Here is a 19,402-nt window from a genome sequence, read left to right as displayed (position 1 = left end):
ACTGGCTGGCGCCGGCCTTGCCGTGCGAGCCCTTGGCCGCTGCACGGGATACCCCTGTGCACGACCAGGAGACATGACCCATGACCGCTTACGTTATCGCAGACATCAAGGTGAGGGACCCGAAGTGGATGCCGGCCTATGCCGCGTCGGTCCACGACCTCGTTCACAAGCACGGCGGCAGATATCTGTCGCGCAGCGGCAATGTGAAGACGCTCGAAGGCAAGCCGCTCGACACGACGCTGATTGCCTTGATGGCGTTCCCGACCGAGGCCGCGGCGCGCGCCTTCACCGACGATCCTGCCTACGCGCCGTTCGTTTCGGCCCGTCAGGGCGGCAGCGACAGCCGTTTCCAGCTGATCGACAACTCCGATCTGGCCGGAACCATCCCGTATTTGCCGAAGGGATGATCTTCCCCTGCATTCGTCGCATCGGGATAGGGATCTCCCAGCAACAACAGCCACAGCGCCCACCTGCCGGACCTCCTTACTTCCGGCGGCCGGCCGGGCTGTGCTTTTCAAGAAGAATGGAATGACTATGACAATCAACTTTCGCAATAGAGTTCTCGCTGCCGCGGCGCTGCTGTCGGCCTGCACTGCGTTGGCGCAGGCGCATCAGGCAGCGCCCGCGTCCGGTCCCAATCCGCTGGCCGACAAGGTACGCGCGGCCAACAGCCGCTTCGAGAATGTGGCGGCGGCGACCGCTGAGGGCTATGCGCCGATCCCCTGCGCCAGCGGCATCACCGGCGGCGCCATGGGCATCCATTACGTCAATCCCGACTACCTCAAGGACGACGCTGTCGATGTCGCCAAGCCGGAAGCCGTGATGTACGAGCCGATGGCCGACGGCACGCTAAAACTGATCGCGGTCGAATACATCACCTCGAAAGGCCCGGCCTCGCTCGATGGGCATCTGTTCAACTTCAACAGCGCGCCCAATCGCTATGGCCTCGGTCCGTTCTATGAGCTGCATGTCTGGGCCTGGAAGGGCAACCCGACCGGCGCGTTCGCGGATATGAACCCGAACGTGTCGTGCGAACCGACGACTGCTGTCAGCCAGTAAGCAGCCGAGCCCGGCGGCGCCAACGCCGCCTGGCCGAATGTGGGAGCAGGCCCCAAAGAGGTCGGGATAGCGGAACTTTCGGGACGCCGGCGCGCTTTAGTGTCCCGAAGGAGACACCGCATGAGCGCCACCAAAGAGTTCTTTCAAACGTGGCTGCAGGAGAATGTCGGCAATCTGCCGGCCGAGAGCGAGGTGAGCGTCGCCGTCCTGGCGCAGCAATTCGAACAGGATGCCGACGCTGCCGGCTATGGCCACGAGGTTCGCGAAGACGAGCTCGGCAATATCCAGGAGGCGATCGAGGCAGCCCTGACGAAGGCGAGGACAGGCGAAGAGCCGCAACCTGCCGACGACAATGAGCTGGCGCCGGTCATGGAGGCGCTGGAGGTCGAGGATCCGAAGAGCGGACCGTAGCGGTTGCGGCTCTTCCCTTCCACGCTACATGACCGGGCATAATGGATGCCAAACACCTCACACTCGGCGTCGTGATCGGCGTGGCTATCGGCGTCGTGTTGGACAACATTGTTGCGGGCATCGGGATAGGTATTGCTCTGGGCATTGCCTTCGGCCTTGCCCGGAAGTCGTCCGGCCGGAAGTGACCAGCAGAACATGTCCTGCCCGGTTTTGCCGCCCAGAGGTGCGGCGGTTGCCGCACCGCCGATGCCGAATGGCTACGCCGCCAGCGCTGTTTCCGCCAGCTTCACCCAATAGCTCATGCCGTGCGGGATGACCTCGTCGTTGAAGTCGTAGGCTGGGTTGTGCAGGCCGGCGGTATCGCCATTGCCGATGAAGATGAAGGCGCCCGGCCGCGCTTCAAGCATGTAGGAGAAATCCTCGCCGCCCATCACCGGCTGGATCGCGCGGTGCACATGGCTTTCGCCGGCGACGTCGGCCGCGATGTCGCTGGCAAAGACCGTTTCTTCCGGATGGTTGAAGGTGACGGGGTAATTGGCATTGTAATCAACCTCGATTGTCGCGCCGAAGGCAGCGCCCAGGCCTTGGCAAAGTGCGCGGATGCGCTCTTCGGCCTTCTTGGCGACTTCCTTCTTCAGCGTGCGTACGGTGCCGGCGATCTCGGCGGTCTCGGGAATGACGTTATAGGCGTCGCCGGCGTGGAATTTCGTCACCGAGACGACCACCGCCTCGACCGGATCGGTGCTGCGCGAGGCGATCGTCTGCAATGCGCCGACGAGTTGGCTGGTGATGACGATCGGGTCGATGGTGCCGTGCGGCATCGCCGCGTGGCCGCCCCGGCCCTTGACGGTGATGGTGAATTCGGCGGTCGCCGCCATGATTGGACCCGGCCTGATGGCGAACTGACCGACCGGCAGGCCCGGCATGTTGTGCATGCCGAACACCTTGGAGATACCGAAGCGCTCCATCATACCGTCCTTGACCATCTCGTTGCCGCCGCCGCCGCCCTCTTCGGCCGGCTGGAAGATGACCGCGACGGAGCCGGCGAAATTGCGCGTTTCGGCGAGGTATTTGGCGGCACCCAACAGCATCGCGGTGTGGCCGTCATGACCGCAGGCGTGCATCTTGCCGGGGACGGTCGAAGCATAGGATTTGCCGGTGATCTCGTTGAGCGGCAGGGCATCCATGTCGGCGCGCAGGCCGATGGTCGAGCCTTCGCCGTGGCGGCCGCGGATGATGCCGACGACGCCGGTCTTGCCCAAACCCGTCACGATATCGTCGCAGCCGAAAGCCTTCAGCTTCTCGGTGACGAAAGCGGCGGTCTTGAAGACGTCGAAATTCAGCTCCGGCGTCTGGTGCAAATGGCGGCGCCAGCCGGCCACCTCGTCCTGCATTTCGGCGGCTCGGTTCAGGATCGGCATGATGGTTCCATTTCGCTGTTGGAGCAGGCGGTCTTGGCCTGCTGCTTTGCAATTGTGCCTGCTGCCTTGCAACCATGCACGCTGCTTTGCATTGTGCTGCTGCTTCCACATTGTGATCGGCAGCACTTTGCCATGTTGACGTCACATAGAGTAAATAGCACCGCGACTGTGGTCCGGGAACAGAGGGCCGGACCATTATCCTGGCGATCGTGTAACGAAATCTTACGGAGCCAGGTGGGACTGCGGCAAGAGGCTATTTCGGTTTTCATGATGCGCTACAGGCATTTCCTCAAACTGTTGGTGGCGGGCACGGTGGTGCTTGCGGCGCTGGCCGGGCCTGCCTTGGCCAATCCGACAATCCTGTTCGACCTGAACAGCGGCAAGATCCTGCAGCACCAGGAGGCGTTCAGGCGCTGGTACCCGGCTTCGCTGACCAAGCTGATGACCGCCTATGTGGCGTTTCGGGCGATTGCCGCGGGCGAGGTCCAGCTCGATTCGCCGATCAAGGTAACGAAACATTCTGCCGGCGAGCCGCCGAGCAAAATGGGCTTCAACCCGGGCTCGGTGATGCGGTTGGACAATGCGCTGAAGATGATGCTGGTCAAATCGGCCAACGATATCGCCATGGCGGTCGGCGAGAATATCGGCGGTTCGCAAGCGGCTTTCGCCGAACGCATGAACGCCGAAGCGCAGAGGCTCGGCATGAGCGGGTCGCATTTCGTCAATCCGAACGGGCTCTATTCGCCGGACCAGTATACGACAGCGCGCGATCTCGCTCTGCTGGTGATGGCGATCCGCAAGGAATTCCCGCAATATGCCCCGTGGTTCTCGATCGAAGGCCTTGCCGTCGGCAACAAGGCGATCTCCAACTACAACCTGCTGATCGGCCGCTATCCGGGTGCCGACGGCATGAAAACGGGCTTCGTCTGCTCGTCCGGCTTCAACATGATCGGCTCGGCGACCCGCAACGGCCGCACCCTGGTCGCCGTGGTGCTCGGCGAACGATCGGCAGTCACCCGCGCCGAGGCGGCGGCAAAACTGCTCGACCAGGGTTTTGCAACGCCGGCGCCGAGCTGGCTGACGGTCGCGGCGCTGCCTGCCTATGGCGACACCATGTCGGCCAACGACATGAACGACGAGATCTGCAAGAAGAAGCCGGTCGAGGAGCAGTCGGAAGCCGCACCCGCCGTCGGCGACAAGGGCAAGGACGTGCCGAAATCGCCCTATCAGGAAAAGCTCGACCATGTACCGACGCTGATCGCCGTCGGCCTCGGCGGCGCCACGGGACCGAAGCCGAAGGCGATGCTCGACGCCTCCGGGCAGGAATATGCCGACGTGCCGCTGCCGACATGGCGGCCGGACCGGCCGCCGCCGGCCGACGCCGAGCCAGTTGTGGCCGGATCCGCCACCGCCGCGCAGGTCCAGCAGCCGGCCAAGGCGCTGAACTAGCCGCATGGCCGGCTTCCCGATCCCCGTTTCGGTGCTCACCGGCTTTCTCGGTGCCGGCAAGACGACGCTGCTCAACCGGCTGCTCCGGGATCCGGCGCTCGCCGACACCGCCGTCATCATCAACGAGTTCGGCGAGGTGGCGATCGACCATCTCCTGGTCGAGCAGGCCTCCGACGGCATCATCCAGCTCTCCGACGGCTGTCTCTGCTGCACGGTGCGCGGCGAGCTGGTCGATACGCTTGCCGATCTCGTCGACCGCCTGCAGACCGGCCGCATCGACCGGCTTGCCCGCGTCATCGTCGAGACCACCGGGCTCGCCGATCCCGCCCCCGTACTGCAGTCGATCATGGCACACCCGGCCCTGGTCCAGGCCTTCCGGCTCGACGGCGTCATCACCCTGGTCGATGCCGTCAACGGCAATGCGACGCTCGATGCGCATGTCGAGGCGGTGAAGCAGGTGGCCGTCGCCGATCGTATCGTGCTCAGCAAGGCCGACCTGACCACGGATGCAGGCGATGTCGAGGCGTTGCGGGCGCGGCTCAGGCAGCTCAACCCGGGCGCCGTGGTGCTCGACGCGGGCGAGGCAAGCACCGCGACCCTGTTCGATAGCGGCCTCTACAATCCGGCCACCAAATCCGTCGATGTGCAGCGTTGGCTCGGCGAAGAAGCCGGCCACGACCATGACCACGGCGGGCATGACCACGGCGGGCATGATCACGACGGGCATGACCATGCCGACCATGATCACCATGATCACAGGCACGATTCCCGCGTGCGTTCGTATTCGCTGGTTCATGACGGGCCGGTGCCGTTTTCGGCAATCGAGATGTTCCTCGATCTGTTGCGCTCGGCGCATGGCGAGCGCCTGTTGCGGATGAAAGGCGTCATCGAGCTTGCAGAAGACCCGTCGCGGCCGCTGGTTATCCATGGCGTGCAGAAGATCCTGCATCCGCCGGTGCAACTGCCGGCCTGGCCGGACAGCCAGCGCGGCACCAGGCTGGTGCTGATCACGCTCGACATGCCCGAAGACTATGTCCGGCGGCTGTTCGCCGCCTTCACCAACCGGCCGTCGATCGACACGCCGGATCGCGCAGCACTGGAAAGCAACCCGCTGGCTATTGCCGGATCGTGATCTCCCCCCTTGAGGGGGAGATGTCGCCGAAGGCGACAGAGGGGTCGCCTCGGCTGGCGCGACGCCCTGTGGGACGAAAGAAAAGGTTGGCGCTTGACGCGCGGCAACCCCCTCTGGCCTGCCGGCCATCTCCCCCTCAAGGGGGGAGATTATCCCGCTCAGCCGCTTTCGCCAGAACGAGCTAAGTCGAGACTCAGCCGATCCCGCGCTCGACCAGGAAGCGGTGGCCGCCTGACATCGCCGTTGTCTCGACCAGCCGATGGCCGCTCTCGGCGCAGAAGGCGGGAATGTCGATGACGGCGAGCGGGTCGGTGGTTTCGAGCCACAGCCGGCTGCCCGGCTGCATTGCGGCCAGGCGCTTTTTTGCCTTGAGCACGGGCAACGGGCAGTTCAGGCCTTTGAGGTCGTAGACGGCGGCGGGGCTAGTTGAGGGCCTGTGTTCTTGGCCGCCATCTTCTTGCTCAAGCATGAAGTTCAGCCGCCAAACATGCCGAGCAGCTTTTTCTTCAACCTTGTCGCCGTGCTTTCGGCGTCCGCAGCCTGCGTTTCGACTGCCGGGGCGGCGTCCGATGGCGCTACGGTGGCGGTGGCGACAGGCATCTCTGCGGCGGTCTTGGCAGCTTCCTTTTCGGCGAGCGCCTTGGCTTTGGCAGCTTCCTTCTCGGCCAAGGCCTGTGCCTTGGCTGCCTCTTTCGCGGCCTTGGCCGCTTCTATGGCGGCAAGCCTTTGTTCCTCGGCCTTCTGCTTGGCGGCCTTTTCGGCATCGAGCGCCGCCATCTTGCGGCCCGCCGGCGAATCGATGCGGCCCATGCGCGCCGTTTCGGCCACGGTGCCGTCCGGGTTGAGCGAGGGCGGCTCGATCGGCACGCGTTCGCCGCGCGCACGCCGTTTCGACCAGTCGGAAACGATGCTGGCTTCCTTGATCCCGGCGATGGTCGGCTTGGGTGCCGGCACGCTGGCCTTGACGGCGCCGTTGAAGGCCGCCTCATAGGTGCTTTGATAGGCGTTGATGGCGCTCTTCAGCGAATCGGGCTGGGTGGTCGCAGGGCAAGCGCCGGTCGGATTAAAGGTCGAGCCGTCGGCCGCAACCTGGTTGAAGACGTAGCGCTTCTCGCAGACGTCGACTTTCGGCGGCACCTTGGTAACCTCGAAATTGTCGTAGCCGACCTTCAGCATCTTCCAGAATTCGTAGTTCGGATCGTTGCGATAGCGCGCCATGTTGGCTGCGGTCATGCGGAACGGAAAAGCCTGGATCTGGAACTCGGTCTGGCCGCCCTGGAAGGCGTCGCGGCCGAAAGCGTAAATCTGCTCGATCTGCGCGTCGGTCATCGAATAGCAGCCAGACGACGAGCAGGCGCCATGGACCATCAGGTTGGAACCCGTGCGGCCATTGGCGCGGTCATAGGCGTTCGGGTAGCCGATATTGAAGGACAGGTGGTAATTCGACCGCGGGTTCATCTGTGCCGGGCGGACCGTGTAAAAGCCTTCCGGCGCCTGGCGGTCGCCTTCGGTGAATTTTGGCCCGAGCTTGCCCGACCATTTGCAGATGTCGTAGCTGGCGACCAGGTCGTAGCGGCCGTTGGTCTTGGCCTTCCAGATTTCGAGCTTGCCTTCTTCCTTGAAGATGCGGGCCATCACCGAGGAGGTGCGGACCATGCCCTTGGCTTTCATCTCGGCCAGGATCTTGTCCGGCAGCGGCTTGTTGCCTTGCGGCGCAAAATCCTTCATCGAAGCGTCATTGCAGCCGGCGACGCCGATCGCAGCGATCAGAACTCCGGTGCGGGCAAGCTTGGCAAACATGGATATGGCTATCGTCTTCATCTCTGCGCCGCGGATGCCGCGGCTGCTAAACTGACCACTGACGGACCCTAAGCCCGTTAACCTTGAAAATTCCTTACTGCAATCATGCTGGCGCGTCCCCTTACGGCAAGCCCACTGAGCCGAATGCGGCGGCATTTTTGTGGCGAAACTGGTTCACGCCGCCACATTTCGGGCCGCGTGCCTGCCGGATGTTACAGATTGCGGCCCATCGCCAGGTATTTCTCGCGGCGATGCTCGCGGAAGTCGGTGTTGGCGCCGGAGAATTCCTTCATCGTCCTGGCGATGAGGTCGCCGGTGGCGGCAATCACCGTTTCGGGGGCGCGATGGGCACCGCCGAGCGGCTCGGCGACGATGGCGTCGATGATCTTCAGCTCCAACAGATCCTGCGCCGTGATCTTCATGTTGGTCGCCGCGTCCTTGGACCGCGTGGTGTCGCGCCACAGGATCGAGGCGGCGCCTTCCGGCGAGATCACCGAATAGATGGCGTGTTCGAGCATGTAGACGCGGTTGGCGGTGGCGATCGCTATGGCGCCGCCCGAGCCGCCTTCGCCGATCACCACCGAGATCGACGGCACCTTCAGGCCAAGGCAGGCCGAGGTCGAGCGGGCGATGGCTTCCGCCTGGCCGCGCTCTTCGGCGTTGACGCCGGGATAGGCGCCGGCCGTGTCGACCAGCGTCAGCAGCGGGATTTGGAAGCGGTCGGCGAGTTCCATCAACCGCACCGCCTTGCGGTAGCCCTCCGGCCGCACCGAGCCGAAATTATGCTTCAGCCGGCTTGTCGTATCCGAACCCTTCTCCTGGCCGATGATTGCCACCGGCTCGCCACGGAAGCGGGCGAAGCCGCCGACGATCGCCTGGTCCTCGCCGAAATTGCGGTCGCCGGCGAGCGGCGTGAAATCGGTAAGCAGACCCTTGATGTAGTCGATGCAATGCGGCCTGTCCGGATGGCGCGCCACCTGCACCTTCTGCCATGGCGTCAGCGCCTTGTAGGCGTCGCGCAGCGCATCGCGCGAGCGCTTTTCGAGACGGGCGATCTCATCGCCGACATCGACCGCCTCGCCGTTCTCGGCAAGCTTCTTCAGCTCAAGGATCTTGCCTTCGAGATCCTGCACAGGCTTTTCGAAATCGAGGTAATTGTACATTCTTGGGCGGACCGGCAAGTCGGAAGGCAATGACTGACGCAAGCCTGAAAATGCAGGCTGGGCGCGGTGGAACGTCGTTCTCACATAGCGACATGACGCCTAGTCGGCAAGCGGATGATGATCGTTGACCAGACGCACCAGCCGCTCCTCCAGCACATGCGTGTATATCTGCGTCGTTGAAATATCGGCATGGCCGAGCAGCTGCTGCACGGCCCTGAGATCGGCGCCGTTCTGCAGGAGATGGCTGGCGAAAGCATGGCGCAGCACATGCGGCGATATCTTCGCCGTGGCAATGCCGGCCCGCGCGGCAAGCCCTTTCAGCTCGCGGGCAAAGACCTGTCTCGAGAGATAGCCGCTGTCGGAGGCAGCCGGAAACAGGAACGGGCTGTCGGCAAGAGCCGGCACCGCCCCCCGTGCAGCAAGCCATGTCCGCATCGCGGTGCGCGCCTTGGCCGACAGCGGCACCATGCGTTCCTTGTTGCCCTTGCCGCGGACCATGAAGAAGCGGTCGTCGCGTTGTGCCACCGTCACGGGAAGGCCGACCAGCTCCGAAACGCGCAAGCCGGTGGCGTAGAGCACCTCGACCAGCGCGTGCAGGCGCAGCGCCGCCAGCCTGTCGCCGTCATGCATGGAGGGGTCCACCGCCTCCTGCGCCGCGCGGTCGAGCAGCCGGCCGGTATCGGCCTCGCTCATCGTCTTAGGCAGCGGCCGGCCTTTCCTCGGACTGTCCAGCGTGCCGGTCGGATCGTCACCCCGCAGGCCTTCGGCGTAGAGGAACTTGAAGAACTGCCGGATCGCCGACAATTTGCGCGCCTGCGAGGTGGCGGCAAAGCCGCGCGCGGCGATGTCGTCGAGATAGGCACGGATGTCGGCGCTGGTGGCAGCGGCAAGCCCACCGCCGATCCCGGCGGAAGCGTCTTCGAGGTCGCGGCGATAGGAGGAAAGCGTGTTTTCGGCGGCGCCGCGCTCGGCGCTCATCATCTCCAGGAAAGCTTCGATGCGGGCGGCGCTGTTCATTTTTTGGGATTGAGCTTTTCCGGAGGGATACGCACGCTCATTTCCGCCTTTCTCGGCTCGACGAACATGACCAGGGCGAACATCGCGCCATAGACAATGCCGGCCAGAATCGCGAGCGTCACGACAAAGCGAAACAGTGTTGGCATTAATTTTCGCCCGTCGTCTTATTCTGCATTTCCAACCCTGTGCCCTTATGAGACGCCAATCCGGCCAATTCAAGGGTGAAGCCCATAGTCCCGGTTGCGCCGCGCTTGACGCAAACAGGCTTTTGATGTCGATACGCCGCCAAAGAGGCCCTAGAAGCATGAACGCGCTACCAGCAAATCCTCCGGGCGAGAGCCATGCCGCGCTGCTCGGCCGGCTGGGCGGCCGTTCCATCGTCTTTGTCGGGCTGATGGGCGCCGGCAAGACGGCGATCGGCCGCAAGGTGGCGGCGATGCTGGCACTGCCCTTCATCGACAGCGACCAGGAGATCGAAACTGTTTCGCGCATGAGCGTCCCGGACCTGTTCGAGCGCTATGGCGAGGCGGAGTTCCGGGCACTGGAGCAGCGCGTCATCCTGCGTGTGCTGGAGCACGGGCCGCAGGTGCTGTCGACCGGCGGCGGCGCCTTCATGAACGCGCAGACGCGCGAGGCGATCGCCAGCCATGGCGTGTCGGTTTGGCTGAAGGCCGAGATCGACCTGTTGATGGAGCGCGTTTCCAAGAAGCAGAACCGGCCGCTGCTGAAAAGCGCCGATCCGCGCGCCGTGCTGGAACGGCTGATGGCGGAACGCTACCCGGTTTATGCCGCGGCCGACGTCGTCGTGCCGACCCGCGACGACCGCAAGGAGATCATTGCCGCCGAAGTGGTGGACGCGCTGCGCGGCCATCTCGGCGTTGCCGACATTGACGAGGTGCGGTCGTGAGCGCTGATGCAACGGTCTCTGTCGAAGTCGGGCTTGGCGAGCGTGCCTACGATATTTTGATCGGTCCCGGCCTGCTGTCACGCGCCGGCGCCGAGATTTCGCGCTGTCTGCCGGGGACGCGGGCGGCGGTCGTCACCGACGAAAACGTTGCGGCCGCGCATCTCGCGACGCTTGCGGCCGGCCTGGCAAGCGGTGGCATCCAACATGCCGTCATCACGTTGCCGCCAGGCGAAAAGACCAAGAGCTTTGCGCATCTCGAAGAGGTGGTCGACGGCGTGCTGGCCGCCAAGCTGGAGCGCGGCGACGTCGTCATCGCGCTCGGCGGCGGCGTCGTCGGCGACCTCGCCGGCTTTGCCGCCGGCATCGCGCGGCGCGGCATGAACTTCGTGCAGGTTCCGACCTCGCTGCTGGCGCAGGTCGATTCCTCCGTCGGCGGCAAGACCGGCATCAACAGCAAGCGCGGCAAGAACCTGGTCGGGGTGTTCCACCAGCCCAGGCTGGTGCTGGCCGACACCGAAGTGCTCGACACGCTGCCGATCCGCGAATTTCGCGCCGGCTATGCCGAACTGGCCAAATACGGGCTGATCGACCGGCCCGAGTTTTTCGCCTGGCTGGAAGAAAACTGGCGTCAAGTGTTTGCCGGCGGGCCGGAGCGGGCTGCGGCCATCGCCGAGGCCTGTCGTGCCAAGGCCGACGTCGTTGCCCGCGACGAGTTCGAGACCGGCGACCGCGCGTTGCTCAATCTCGGCCACACCTTCGGTCATGCGCTGGAGGCGGCGACCGGCTATGACGGCGCAAGGCTCGTGCATGGCGAGGGCGTCGCCATCGGCATGGCGCTGGCGCACCGCTTTTCGTCAAGGCTCAATTTGGCGAGCCCCGACGACGCGGCGCGTGTCGAGGCGCATCTTCGCGCCGTCGGTCTGCCCTGGCGCATGGCCGACATTCCAGGCGAACTGCCCGACGCCGAGACGCTGTTCTCCTTCATCACCCAGGACAAGAAGGTGTCGCGCGGCGCGCTGACCTTCATCCTGACGCGCGGCATCGGCCAGGCCTTTATCGCCCGGGATGTGCCGGCCTCGGAAGTGCTGGCGTTCCTCCGGGAGAACCATCCGGGTCGGCAGGAAAGCCGCCCGGGATGAGCCAGGCCGGCTGGATCGCGGCTGCCGTGCTCGCCGGCCTCGGCCTGCTGGGCTTCGTCTTGCGCCGGCGCCTGCTCGCCGCCTTCGGCTACGAGCTGCAACGCATCGAGCCGCAGCGCTCTGCGCGCGACGAACTGCGCGGCGCCGTCGACGATTTCCGCCGCGACGGCCAGGTGGTGCGCGAGGACCGCGCCCGCATCGGCGGCCTGTTCGACCTCGAGGAGCTCGAAGTGTCGGACGTCATGGTCCACCGCACGAATATGCGCTCCGTCAACGCCGACGACCCGCCCGAAGCGGTGGTTCGCGAGATCCTGCAGAGCCCGCACACCCGCATGCCGTTATGGAAGGGTTCGCTCGACAACATTGTCGGCGTGCTGCACGCGAAGGATCTGCTGCGCGCGCTGAACGAGGTCGGCAACGATTTTTCCAGGATCGACGTGATGAAGATCGCGTCGAAACCGTGGTTCGTGCCCGACACCACGACGCTGCAGGAGCAGCTCAATGCCTTCCTGCGCCGCAAGGCGCATTTCGCCATCGTCGTCGACGAATATGGCGAGGTCGAAGGGCTGGTGACGCTGGAAGACATCATCGAGGAGATCGTCGGCGAGATCGCCGACGAGCACGACATCGACATCCAGGGCGTCAAGCAGGAGGCCGACGGCTCCGTCGTCGTCGACGGCACGGTGCCGATCCGCGACCTTAACCGGGCGCTCGACTGGAACCTGCCGGACGAGGAAGCCACCACCATCGCCGGCCTTGTCATCCACGAGGCGCAGTCGATCCCGGACGAAAAGCAGGCCTTTACGTTTCACGGCAAGCGCTTCGTCGTCATGAAGCGCGACAAGAACCGTATCGCGCGGCTGAGGATCAAGCCGGCGATGCTTGGAGAATGACAGTGCGCACCTTGTGGCAGCCGTGGGCAGTCAGGAGTTGGTGACGATCGATCGGCGAAGCCTGGTTCTTGCGTCGATGGCGGCGCTGCTGCCGGGACAGGCGGCGGCATTGCGGCTGCGTTCGCCGTCGCCCGAAACCTTCGACTATGGGCCGGCCAGGCTCGACATCTATTCCCGCGATGGCGCAAGCGGCCTGCCGGTCGTCTTCTTCGTCCATGGCGGCGCCTGGCGGGTCGGCAACCGCAACAATGTCAATTCCAAGCCTGGTTTCCTGCTCGACAATGGCTTCGGCTTCGTCTCGATCGACTACCGGATGCTGCCTGAAGCCGACGTCGCCACCCAGGCGGCAGATGTCGAACTGGCCTATCGTTACGTCCGCGCCAACATCGCCAGGCATGGCGGCGATCCGGACCGGATCGTCGCCATGGGCCATTCGGCCGGCTGCCATCTCGTCGCATTGACCGGGCTGCGCGGCGGCCTGCCCGGCGTCGCGGCGCTGGTTCTCGACGACACCAGGGCCTACGATCTGGAGGCGCTGGCCAGAAGCGGCGGCATGGCAGGGGTCTATGCCCGCGCCTTTCCCGATCCAGCGCAGTGGCGCGCGCTGTCGCCTGTCACCTATGTGGAAGGCCGCAAGCACCCGCCGACCTTCATCGCCCATTCGCGGGCGAAAGCCCGCGCGGCGGACGCGCAGGCCTTCGCCGGGCGTCTGCGCGCCACCGGAACCAGGGTCACACTGTTCGACGGCAGCGCCTATTCGCACATGTCGATCAATCGCGACTTCGGCACCGAAGGCGATGCATTGACCGCAGCGGTGATGGCCTTCCTGAGGGCGAGCCTCGGCTGAAATTTACCAGCGGGTCTTTTCACCGGGCGCCACCGGCTCGATTGCCAGGGCGTGGACGCCGGATTTCAACTCCTCGGCCAGCAGATCGTTGACTGCGCGGTGACGCTCGACGCGGCTCATGCCGACAAAGGCTGGCGCGACGATGCGGACGCGGAAATGCGTCTCGCCAGTGCCGTCGAAGGTGGCGTGATGGCCGGAATCCACATGATGATGCCCGGCATGGAGATGGCTTTCGTTGATGACGTCCAGCCGTTCCGGCGAAAACGCCTTTTTCAGCTTATCTTCCATCGTTGCCTGTATGGACATCGCCGCTTCCCTTCACCACATCTATGTCATCGCACAAAATTCGCAATTCGCCGGTTTTATGCCGCGATTCAGCGGTTAGGGCGATCATCGCGAAAATGTCAATTCTTGTTTCGCATCCGCGAACAGCCCATAAATGGGTGAGATGAAGCCGTACCCAAAATATTTCGAGAAGATTCGCATCCGCCCGGAGAAGGACGCGGAGCTGAAGTCGCGTTCGCCGATCTGCCAGTGGGATGGCTGCAAGGAGGCCGGTACCCACCGTGCCCCGGTCGGACGGATGAAGGAAGGCGAGTATTTCCAGTTCTGCTTCGACCATGTGCGCGAGTACAACAAAGGCTTCAATTATTTCTCGGGCGTTCCCGACACCGAGATCGCCCGCTTCCAGAAGGAAGCCATGACCGGCCATCGGCCGACCTGGAAAATGGGCGTCAACGGCGCCTCGACCCGCTCCTCGCCGGACTTTGCCCAGGCGCGCTCCGGTCGCGCCGGCTACTACAATCGCATGCGCGATCCGTTCGACCTGTTCAAAGGCCCGAAGGACCCGCGCGAAGCACGCGAGCGCAAGGCCAAGCCGCTTGAGGCCAAGGCACTGGAAACGCTTGGCCTTGATACAAAGGCAACTGGCAAGGATATCAAGGCGCGCTATAAGGAACTTGTGAAACGCCACCACCCGGATGCGAATGGCGGCGACAGAGGTTCGGAAGACCGGTTCCGCGATGTGCTCCAGGCGTATCGCGTGCTCAAGCAGGCAGGTTTGTGCTGAGCGACCTTACGGTTCGTGTCGTTTTCCAACTTTCATAAGGTTGGAAAAGGCTCTAAGACCGCCCCCGAACAAAATCGATTGCCGGCGAAACGCGGCGTTTCGCTTGTGGAGACGTTGATAGAGATGAACAAGGTCGATCGCGACATCGCCAACCTGCCCGACACCACGGTGTCGGTGAAGGAGACATTCGGCTTCGACTCCAAGATGGTGGTGCCGGCCTATGCGGTGACGAGCGAGCATGTCCCCGACATCGATCCGGACTACCTGTTCGACAAGAACACGACCATGGCGATCCTCGCCGGCTTTGCCTACAATCGCCGCGTCATGGTGTCGGGCTATCACGGCACCGGCAAGTCGACGCATATCGAGCAGGTCGCCGCCCGCCTCAACTGGCCCTGCGTGCGTGTCAATCTCGATAGCCATGTCAGCCGTATCGACCTCGTCGGCAAGGACGCCATCGTGGTCAAGGACGGGCTGCAGATCACCGAATTCCGCGACGGCATCCTGCCCTGGGCCTATCAGCACAATGTCGCGCTGTGCTTCGACGAGTACGATGCCGGCCGCCCGGACGTGATGTTCGTCATCCAGCGCGTGCTGGAATCGTCGGGCCGGCTGACGCTGCTCGACCAGAGCCGGGTCATCCGCCCGCACCCGGCCTTCCGGCTGTTTTCGACCGCCAACACGGTTGGGCTTGGCGACACCACCGGCCTCTACCACGGCACCCAGCAGATCAACCAGGCGCAGATGGACCGCTGGTCGATCGTCACCACGCTGAACTACCTCCCGCACGACAATGAGGTGAACATCGTGCTGGCCAAGGCCAAGCACTATCGCGATGGCAAGGGCAAGGAGATCGTCAACAAGATGGTGCGCGTCGCCGACATGACGCGCTCGGCCTTCATCAACGGCGATTTGTCGACGGTGATGAGCCCGCGTACCGTTATCACCTGGGCCGAGAATGCCGAAATCTTCGGCAATATCGGCATGGCGTTCCGGCTGACCTTCCTCAACAAATGCGACGAGCTGGAACGCTCGCTCGTCGCCGAATTCTACCAGCGCGCCTTCGGCGAAGATCTGCCGGAATCGGCGGCGAATGTGGTGCTGGGCTAAGCAGAGTCTCGATGGCGGGTCCGGGCGACAACACGCGAAACAAATCCAAGACCGGCGCTGAGAACGACAGCTTCAAGCGCGCCGTCACCGTCTGCATGCGCGCCATTGCCGGCGACAAGGATCTCGAGGTCGGCTTCGCCAAGGATCGGCCGGCACTGGCCGGCAGCCGCGCCCGGCTGCCGGAATTGCCGAAGAAGGCATCGAAGGCGGACATCGCCATCACCCGCGGGCTCGGCGATTCCATGGCGCTGAAGCGCGCCTGCCACGATGCGCGCATCCACACCAGGCTGGCGCCGGAAGGCAAGCAGGCGCGCGCCATCTATGACGCGGTCGAGCAGGCCCGGGTGGAGGCGATCGGCAGCCGCGCCATGCAGGGCGTCGCCGACAATATCGGCTCGATGCTGGAGGACAAATACGCCAGGGCCAACCTCGTCGACGTCAAGGACAAGGCCGACGCGCCGATCGAGGAGGCGCTGGCGCTGATGGTGCGCGAAAAACTGACCGGCCGCGCTGTGCCGAAGAGCGGCGAACGGCTGGTCGATCTCTGGCGGCCCTGGGTCGAGGAAAAGGCCAGCGCCGACCTCGACGGGCTGTCGGCAAAGCTCGATGACCAGCAGGCGTTCGCCCGCGTGGTGCGCGAGATGCTCGCCTCCATGGAAATGGCCGAGGAGCTCGGCGATGACCAGGAGACGGAAGACTCCGAAGACAACGACGAAAACCAGCCGCAAGGCGAGGAGCAGAGCGAGGAGGGCGGCGAAGACGATTCGGGCTCCGAGCAGTCGCAGTCCGAGGATACAGAGGCATCGTCGGACGACGAGCAATCGGCCGAGACAGAGGCCTCCGACGCCACCGCCGAGGATCTCTCCGACGATGACGACGCCGATGCGGAGACGCCCGGCGAGGCGCGCCGCAACGACAATCCCTTCACCAATCTGCCGAAAGAGATCGACTACAAGGTCTTCACCACGGCCTTCGACGAGACCGTAGGTGCGGAGGAACTGTGCGAGGAGGAGGAGCTCGACCGGCTGCGCGCCTTCCTCGACAAGCAGCTCGCCAACCTTTCCGGCGTCGTCGGGCGGCTGGCCAACCGGCTGCAGCGCCGCCTGATGGCGCAGCAGAACCGCTCCTGGGATTTCGACCTCGAAGAAGGCTATCTCGATCCGGCGCGGCTGGTGCGCGTCGTCATCGACCCGATGCAGCCTTTGTCCTTCAAGCAGGAGCGCGATACCAAATTCCGCGACACGGTGGTGTCGCTGGTGCTCGACAATTCGGGCTCGATGCGCGGCCGGCCGATCACCGTCGCCGCCACCTGCGCCGACATCCTGGCGCGCACGCTGGAACGCTGCGGCGTCTCGGTCGAAATCCTCGGCTTCACCACCCGCGCCTGGAAGGGCGGACAGGCGCGCGAGAAATGGCTGAAGGAAGGCAAGCCGCCGAACCCCGGCCGGCTCAACGATCTGCGCCACATCATCTACAAATCCGCCGACCATCCGTGGCGGCGGGCGCGCCGCAACCTCGGCCTGATGATGCGCGAGGGCCTGCTCAAGGAAAACATCGACGGCGAGGCGCTGCTGTGGGCGCACAACCGGCTGATCGCGCGGCCGGAGCAGCGCAAGATCCTGATGATGATCTCGGACGGCGCGCCGGTCGACGATTCGACGCTGTCGGTCAATCCGGGCAATTATCTCGAGCGGCATCTGCGCGCCATCATCGAGCTCATCGAGACGCGCTCGCCGGTCGAGCTTTTGGCCATCGGCATCGGCCACGACGTCACCCGCTACTATCGCCGCGCCGTCACCATCGTCGATGCCGAAGAATTGGCCGGCGCCATGACCGAGCAGCTGGCCTCGCTGTTCGCCGAGGAAACCGTGCGCGACACGCGGCGCGGCGGCATGCGGCGCGCCGGATGATTTTTTCCCGCGGCGGCTTTTGGCAGAAGCTTTTGGCCGCCATTGCGTTGTTCGGCATCATTTTGGCCCCGGCTGTCGCTGCCGGGCCGGCCTCGGTCGAGCCGGCCGAAATCTCGGCCCGGCCCATAACCCAGTTTCGCATCGGCAATGACGAAAAACAGTTCGGGCCGCTCGAATTCGTCGGCGGGCTCGAAATGACCTCGCCGACGCGCGATTTCGGCGCGCTGTCGGCGCTTCGGTTCCTCAAGCCAGGCAGCGATTTCATCGGCGTCGCCGACACCGGTTTCTGGTTCTTCGGCACCCTCGTTCACGATGCCGAGAAGCGGCCTTCCGGCATCCAGAATTTTCGCATGCAGCAGATGGTCGATGCGGCCGGCCAGCCGATCGACGAGAAATGGGTGGTCGATGCCGAAGGCCTCGCGGTCAAGGACGGTATTGCCACAGTCGGTTTCGAGCGCGATCACCGCATCGCAGAGTTCAAGATCGATCCGGACGACATGAAGGCGCCGTTCAAGCAGTTGGACTTCCTGATTCCGGCCTGGGAACTCCGCCGCAATCGCGGCTTCGAGACCGTCACCCGCGCCCATCCTTACGGGCAGCACGCGGGCGGGCTGGTCGTGGTGTCGGAAAAGAGCCTCGACAAGACCGGCAACATCTTTGCCGCGATCATCGAAGGGCCGCGCAAGGGCGTCTTCACCATCAAGCGCAATGGCGATTTCGACATCACCGACGGCGCCTTCCTGCCGGACGGCGACCTGTTGCTTCTGGAGCGCAGTTTTTCGATGGCCGGCGGCGTCAAGATGCGGCTGCGGCGCATATATGGCGAAAGCGTCGAGAAGGGCGCCGTCGCCGACGGGCCGGTGCTGCTCGAAGCCGACATGGGCTACCAGATCGACAACATGGAAGCGCTCGACGTCTGGACCCGCGACGATGGCGCGCTGATCGTGTCGCTGATGTCCGACGACAACCACTCGATCCTGCAGCGCAATCTTTACCTGGAATTTGTGCTGCACGAGGATTGACGCGCGACCGGCCTGCTGGCTGACAGCATCGCTGGCGTTTCCGCGCCGTTTTGCAACGCAGGCAATTTCCCTTGCAATTTCCCCTGGCAATGACCCGCGTCGCGGGTTTTCCAGCCGGCTCTCACCATCAGCAAAAATACTTTAGCCGTGACTTGACAATTTGTGTCATCGGCGAAATACTCAAGTCCATGCTTAAGTATTCCGAGATCGACAGCATCCTGCGGGCTCTTGCCGAGCCGACGCGCCGGGCAATCCTGGAAAGGCTGAGCCGCGGGCCGGCCACCGTCAGCCAGTTGGCGGAGCCGTTCGGCATGACCTTCGCCGCCGTGCTCCAGCACCTCCAGGTGCTTGAAGCGTGCGGGCTGATCCGCAGCGAAAAGATCGGGCGCGTGCGCACCTGCCGGATCGAGCCCGGCGGGCTAGCCCCGCTTGCCGACTGGATCGCCGCGCGCCGTACGCCGGCCGAACGCCAGCTCGACCGTCTCGGCCAGATCCTGGCGGAGACTGACCAATCGAAAGCAACAATCCACGAGCAGGAAAAGGACGAAAAGAAATGAACCAGATTGCCCCTGTTAACGACGAGCACTCCGTCATCCATTCGACCTTCACGATCGAGCGGACCTATCCGCAATCGCCCGAGCGCGTCTTCTTCGCCTTTGCCGACAAGGCGACGGTGCGGCGCTGGCGCGTCGAAGGCGACGGCTTCACCATCGCCGAATTCACCTTCGATTTCCGTGTCGGCGGCGGCGAGGTTTCGCGGTTCAGCTACCAGGGCGGCCCGGAGATCAGGCTCGATGCGCAGTTCCAGGACATCGTCCCTGACCGGCGCATCGTATTTTCATACCGGATGGCGGTCGGGGCGCAGCCGCTGTCGGCGTCGCTCACCACGGTCGAGCTTGCACCTTCCGGCGAGGGCACCCGCCTGACCTATACCGAACAGGGTGCGTTCTTCGATGGCGTCGATTCAGCGCAAGGGCGCGAGGAGGGCACGCGCGGGCTGCTGCAGGCACTTGCCGCCGAGCTTCAGAAGGCGAAGTAGAGGTCCGTGGGCGT

Annotated in this window: 23 protein-coding genes; 16 read left to right on the top strand and 7 right to left on the bottom strand. The window is 64.2% G+C overall.

What is annotated here, in order from left to right; genetic code table 11:
* The first annotated feature begins 80 nt into the window (after window positions 1-80).
* From NKI59_RS09110 to NKI59_RS09095, 4 genes are all read left to right on the top strand, one after another.
* The gene (locus NKI59_RS09110) at window positions 81-407 is read left to right on the top strand and encodes a DUF1330 domain-containing protein (protein WP_023677873.1); all 327 of its coding nucleotides are present in this window, start codon (window positions 81-83) and stop codon (window positions 405-407) included.
* A 121-nt stretch (window positions 408-528) separates the two neighbouring features.
* Window positions 529-1,059 (top strand): hypothetical protein, encoded by a 531-nt coding sequence (locus NKI59_RS09105; RefSeq protein WP_084641262.1) that lies wholly within the window; start codon window positions 529-531, stop codon window positions 1,057-1,059.
* Window positions 1,060-1,179: 120 nt separating this feature from the next.
* Window positions 1,180-1,470 (top strand): DUF768 domain-containing protein, encoded by a 291-nt coding sequence (locus tag NKI59_RS09100; protein ID WP_023677875.1) that lies wholly within the window; start codon window positions 1,180-1,182, stop codon window positions 1,468-1,470.
* Between the two features lie 41 nt (window positions 1,471-1,511).
* On the top strand, window positions 1,512-1,655 hold the full coding sequence (locus NKI59_RS09095) for a glycine zipper domain-containing protein (protein ID WP_198023575.1): 144 nt from the start codon (window positions 1,512-1,514) through the stop codon (window positions 1,653-1,655).
* Window positions 1,656-1,727: 72 nt separating this feature from the next.
* On the opposite strand, the gene NKI59_RS09090 is transcribed toward NKI59_RS09095, so the two are convergent.
* Window positions 1,728-2,891, bottom strand: a complete 1,164-nt coding sequence (locus NKI59_RS09090) for a M20 aminoacylase family protein (RefSeq protein WP_352703685.1) — start codon at window positions 2,889-2,891, stop codon at window positions 1,728-1,730.
* 270 nt (window positions 2,892-3,161) lie between these two features.
* Here NKI59_RS09090 and NKI59_RS09085 point away from each other — a divergent pair, with 270 nt between their 5' ends.
* Both NKI59_RS09085 and NKI59_RS09080 read left to right on the top strand, forming a co-directional pair.
* Window positions 3,162-4,340: a D-alanyl-D-alanine carboxypeptidase family protein gene (locus tag NKI59_RS09085; protein ID WP_352703955.1), complete on the top strand. Its 1,179-nt coding sequence runs from the start codon at window positions 3,162-3,164 to the stop codon at window positions 4,338-4,340.
* Between the two features lie 4 nt (window positions 4,341-4,344).
* On the top strand, window positions 4,345-5,472 hold the full coding sequence (locus tag NKI59_RS09080) for a CobW family GTP-binding protein (RefSeq protein WP_352589741.1): 1,128 nt from the start codon (window positions 4,345-4,347) through the stop codon (window positions 5,470-5,472).
* Between the two features lie 193 nt (window positions 5,473-5,665).
* Here the strand turns inward: NKI59_RS09080 and NKI59_RS09075 are convergent, their stop codons facing one another.
* The 5 genes from NKI59_RS09075 to NKI59_RS09055 form a co-directional block, all read right to left on the bottom strand.
* Window positions 5,666-5,941 (bottom strand): sulfurtransferase TusA family protein, encoded by a 276-nt coding sequence (locus NKI59_RS09075; protein WP_352703684.1) that lies wholly within the window; start codon window positions 5,939-5,941, stop codon window positions 5,666-5,668.
* Between the two features lie 5 nt (window positions 5,942-5,946).
* The gene (locus tag NKI59_RS09070; RefSeq protein WP_352703952.1) at window positions 5,947-7,272 is read right to left on the bottom strand and encodes a L,D-transpeptidase family protein; all 1,326 of its coding nucleotides are present in this window, start codon (window positions 7,270-7,272) and stop codon (window positions 5,947-5,949) included.
* A 212-nt stretch (window positions 7,273-7,484) separates the two neighbouring features.
* Window positions 7,485-8,435, bottom strand: coding sequence for an acetyl-CoA carboxylase carboxyltransferase subunit alpha (locus NKI59_RS09065; protein ID WP_352451195.1), 951 nt, complete (start codon window positions 8,433-8,435; stop codon window positions 7,485-7,487).
* Window positions 8,436-8,534: 99 nt separating this feature from the next.
* On the bottom strand, window positions 8,535-9,452 hold the full coding sequence (locus NKI59_RS09060; protein WP_352703682.1) for a site-specific tyrosine recombinase XerD: 918 nt from the start codon (window positions 9,450-9,452) through the stop codon (window positions 8,535-8,537).
* Window positions 9,449-9,598, bottom strand: coding sequence for a hypothetical protein (locus NKI59_RS09055; RefSeq protein WP_023677884.1), 150 nt, complete (start codon window positions 9,596-9,598; stop codon window positions 9,449-9,451). The genes NKI59_RS09060 and NKI59_RS09055 overlap by 4 nt, the downstream gene beginning before the upstream one ends.
* A 158-nt stretch (window positions 9,599-9,756) precedes the next feature.
* Here NKI59_RS09055 and NKI59_RS09050 point away from each other — a divergent pair, with 158 nt between their 5' ends.
* From NKI59_RS09050 to NKI59_RS09035, 4 genes are all read left to right on the top strand, one after another.
* Window positions 9,757-10,359 (top strand): shikimate kinase, encoded by a 603-nt coding sequence (locus NKI59_RS09050; protein WP_352457618.1) that lies wholly within the window; start codon window positions 9,757-9,759, stop codon window positions 10,357-10,359.
* Window positions 10,356-11,498, top strand: a complete 1,143-nt coding sequence (gene aroB, locus NKI59_RS09045) for a 3-dehydroquinate synthase (RefSeq protein WP_352703679.1) — start codon at window positions 10,356-10,358, stop codon at window positions 11,496-11,498. The genes NKI59_RS09050 and aroB overlap by 4 nt, the downstream gene beginning before the upstream one ends.
* Window positions 11,495-12,391 (top strand): HlyC/CorC family transporter, encoded by an 897-nt coding sequence (locus NKI59_RS09040; RefSeq protein WP_352703677.1) that lies wholly within the window; start codon window positions 11,495-11,497, stop codon window positions 12,389-12,391. The genes aroB and NKI59_RS09040 overlap by 4 nt, the downstream gene beginning before the upstream one ends.
* Before the next feature lie 76 nt (window positions 12,392-12,467).
* Window positions 12,468-13,238, top strand: a complete 771-nt coding sequence (locus NKI59_RS09035) for an alpha/beta hydrolase (protein ID WP_352703950.1) — start codon at window positions 12,468-12,470, stop codon at window positions 13,236-13,238.
* A gap of 3 nt (window positions 13,239-13,241) precedes the next feature.
* On the opposite strand, the gene NKI59_RS09030 is transcribed toward NKI59_RS09035, so the two are convergent.
* Window positions 13,242-13,544, bottom strand: coding sequence for a BolA family protein (locus tag NKI59_RS09030; protein WP_352703675.1), 303 nt, complete (start codon window positions 13,542-13,544; stop codon window positions 13,242-13,244).
* 133 nt (window positions 13,545-13,677) lie between these two features.
* On the opposite strand from NKI59_RS09030, the gene NKI59_RS09025 reads away from it, so the two are divergent.
* The 6 genes from NKI59_RS09025 (at window position 13,678) to NKI59_RS09000 (ending at window position 19,388) form a co-directional block, all read left to right on the top strand.
* The gene (locus NKI59_RS09025) at window positions 13,678-14,307 is read left to right on the top strand and encodes a J domain-containing protein (protein WP_036238769.1); all 630 of its coding nucleotides are present in this window, start codon (window positions 13,678-13,680) and stop codon (window positions 14,305-14,307) included.
* Window positions 14,308-14,430: 123 nt separating this feature from the next.
* Window positions 14,431-15,417, top strand: a complete 987-nt coding sequence (gene cobS / locus NKI59_RS09020) for a cobaltochelatase subunit CobS (protein ID WP_352451201.1) — start codon at window positions 14,431-14,433, stop codon at window positions 15,415-15,417.
* A gap of 11 nt (window positions 15,418-15,428) precedes the next feature.
* A complete protein-coding gene (cobT, locus tag NKI59_RS09015) occupies window positions 15,429-17,327 on the top strand; it encodes a cobaltochelatase subunit CobT (RefSeq protein ID WP_352703673.1) in 1,899 nt (632 codons plus the stop codon).
* Window positions 17,324-18,349 (top strand): esterase-like activity of phytase family protein, encoded by a 1,026-nt coding sequence (locus NKI59_RS09010; protein WP_352703671.1) that lies wholly within the window; start codon window positions 17,324-17,326, stop codon window positions 18,347-18,349. The genes cobT and NKI59_RS09010 overlap by 4 nt, the downstream gene beginning before the upstream one ends.
* A gap of 188 nt (window positions 18,350-18,537) precedes the next feature.
* Complete coding sequence (locus NKI59_RS09005; protein ID WP_352570585.1) at window positions 18,538-18,906, top strand: ArsR/SmtB family transcription factor; 369 nt, start codon at window positions 18,538-18,540, stop codon at window positions 18,904-18,906.
* Window positions 18,903-19,388 (top strand): SRPBCC family protein, encoded by a 486-nt coding sequence (locus tag NKI59_RS09000; protein WP_352570584.1) that lies wholly within the window; start codon window positions 18,903-18,905, stop codon window positions 19,386-19,388. The genes NKI59_RS09005 and NKI59_RS09000 overlap by 4 nt, the downstream gene beginning before the upstream one ends.
* Window positions 19,389-19,402 lie beyond the last annotated feature (14 nt).

This window comes from Mesorhizobium sp. M0598, from assembly GCF_040320865.1.
GTDB lineage: Bacteria > Pseudomonadota > Alphaproteobacteria > Rhizobiales > Rhizobiaceae > Mesorhizobium.
The sequence above is the reverse complement of the archived record's forward strand: the minus strand, read 5'-3'. Positions and strand labels throughout refer to the sequence as shown.

Coding starts and splice junctions, on each gene's coding strand:
- NKI59_RS09065 (WP_352451195.1), bottom strand. CDS start 8,435: ATGTACAATTACCTCGATTTCGAAAAGCCTGTGCAGGATCTCGAAGGC.
- NKI59_RS09085 (WP_352703955.1), top strand. CDS start 3,162: ATGCGCTACAGGCATTTCCTCAAACTGTTGGTGGCGGGCACGGTGGTG.
- NKI59_RS09025 (WP_036238769.1), top strand. CDS start 13,678: ATGGGTGAGATGAAGCCGTACCCAAAATATTTCGAGAAGATTCGCATC.
- NKI59_RS09095 (WP_198023575.1), top strand. CDS start 1,512: ATGGATGCCAAACACCTCACACTCGGCGTCGTGATCGGCGTGGCTATC.
- NKI59_RS09040 (WP_352703677.1), top strand. CDS start 11,495: ATGAGCCAGGCCGGCTGGATCGCGGCTGCCGTGCTCGCCGGCCTCGGC.
- NKI59_RS09075 (WP_352703684.1), bottom strand. CDS start 5,941: ATGCTTGAGCAAGAAGATGGCGGCCAAGAACACAGGCCCTCAACTAGC.
- NKI59_RS09080 (WP_352589741.1), top strand. CDS start 4,345: ATGGCCGGCTTCCCGATCCCCGTTTCGGTGCTCACCGGCTTTCTCGGT.
- NKI59_RS09030 (WP_352703675.1), bottom strand. CDS start 13,544: ATGTCCATACAGGCAACGATGGAAGATAAGCTGAAAAAGGCGTTTTCG.
- NKI59_RS09050 (WP_352457618.1), top strand. CDS start 9,757: ATGAACGCGCTACCAGCAAATCCTCCGGGCGAGAGCCATGCCGCGCTG.
- cobT (WP_352703673.1), top strand. CDS start 15,429: ATGGCGGGTCCGGGCGACAACACGCGAAACAAATCCAAGACCGGCGCT.
- NKI59_RS09110 (WP_023677873.1), top strand. CDS start 81: ATGACCGCTTACGTTATCGCAGACATCAAGGTGAGGGACCCGAAGTGG.
- NKI59_RS09055 (WP_023677884.1), bottom strand. CDS start 9,598: ATGCCAACACTGTTTCGCTTTGTCGTGACGCTCGCGATTCTGGCCGGC.
- NKI59_RS09000 (WP_352570584.1), top strand. CDS start 18,903: ATGAACCAGATTGCCCCTGTTAACGACGAGCACTCCGTCATCCATTCG.
- cobS (WP_352451201.1), top strand. CDS start 14,431: ATGAACAAGGTCGATCGCGACATCGCCAACCTGCCCGACACCACGGTG.
- NKI59_RS09070 (WP_352703952.1), bottom strand. CDS start 7,272: ATGTTTGCCAAGCTTGCCCGCACCGGAGTTCTGATCGCTGCGATCGGC.
- NKI59_RS09060 (WP_352703682.1), bottom strand. CDS start 9,452: ATGAACAGCGCCGCCCGCATCGAAGCTTTCCTGGAGATGATGAGCGCC.
- NKI59_RS09105 (WP_084641262.1), top strand. CDS start 529: ATGACTATGACAATCAACTTTCGCAATAGAGTTCTCGCTGCCGCGGCG.
- NKI59_RS09035 (WP_352703950.1), top strand. CDS start 12,468: ATGGCGGCGCTGCTGCCGGGACAGGCGGCGGCATTGCGGCTGCGTTCG.
- NKI59_RS09010 (WP_352703671.1), top strand. CDS start 17,324: ATGATTTTTTCCCGCGGCGGCTTTTGGCAGAAGCTTTTGGCCGCCATT.
- NKI59_RS09100 (WP_023677875.1), top strand. CDS start 1,180: ATGAGCGCCACCAAAGAGTTCTTTCAAACGTGGCTGCAGGAGAATGTC.
- NKI59_RS09005 (WP_352570585.1), top strand. CDS start 18,538: ATGCTTAAGTATTCCGAGATCGACAGCATCCTGCGGGCTCTTGCCGAG.
- NKI59_RS09090 (WP_352703685.1), bottom strand. CDS start 2,891: ATGCCGATCCTGAACCGAGCCGCCGAAATGCAGGACGAGGTGGCCGGC.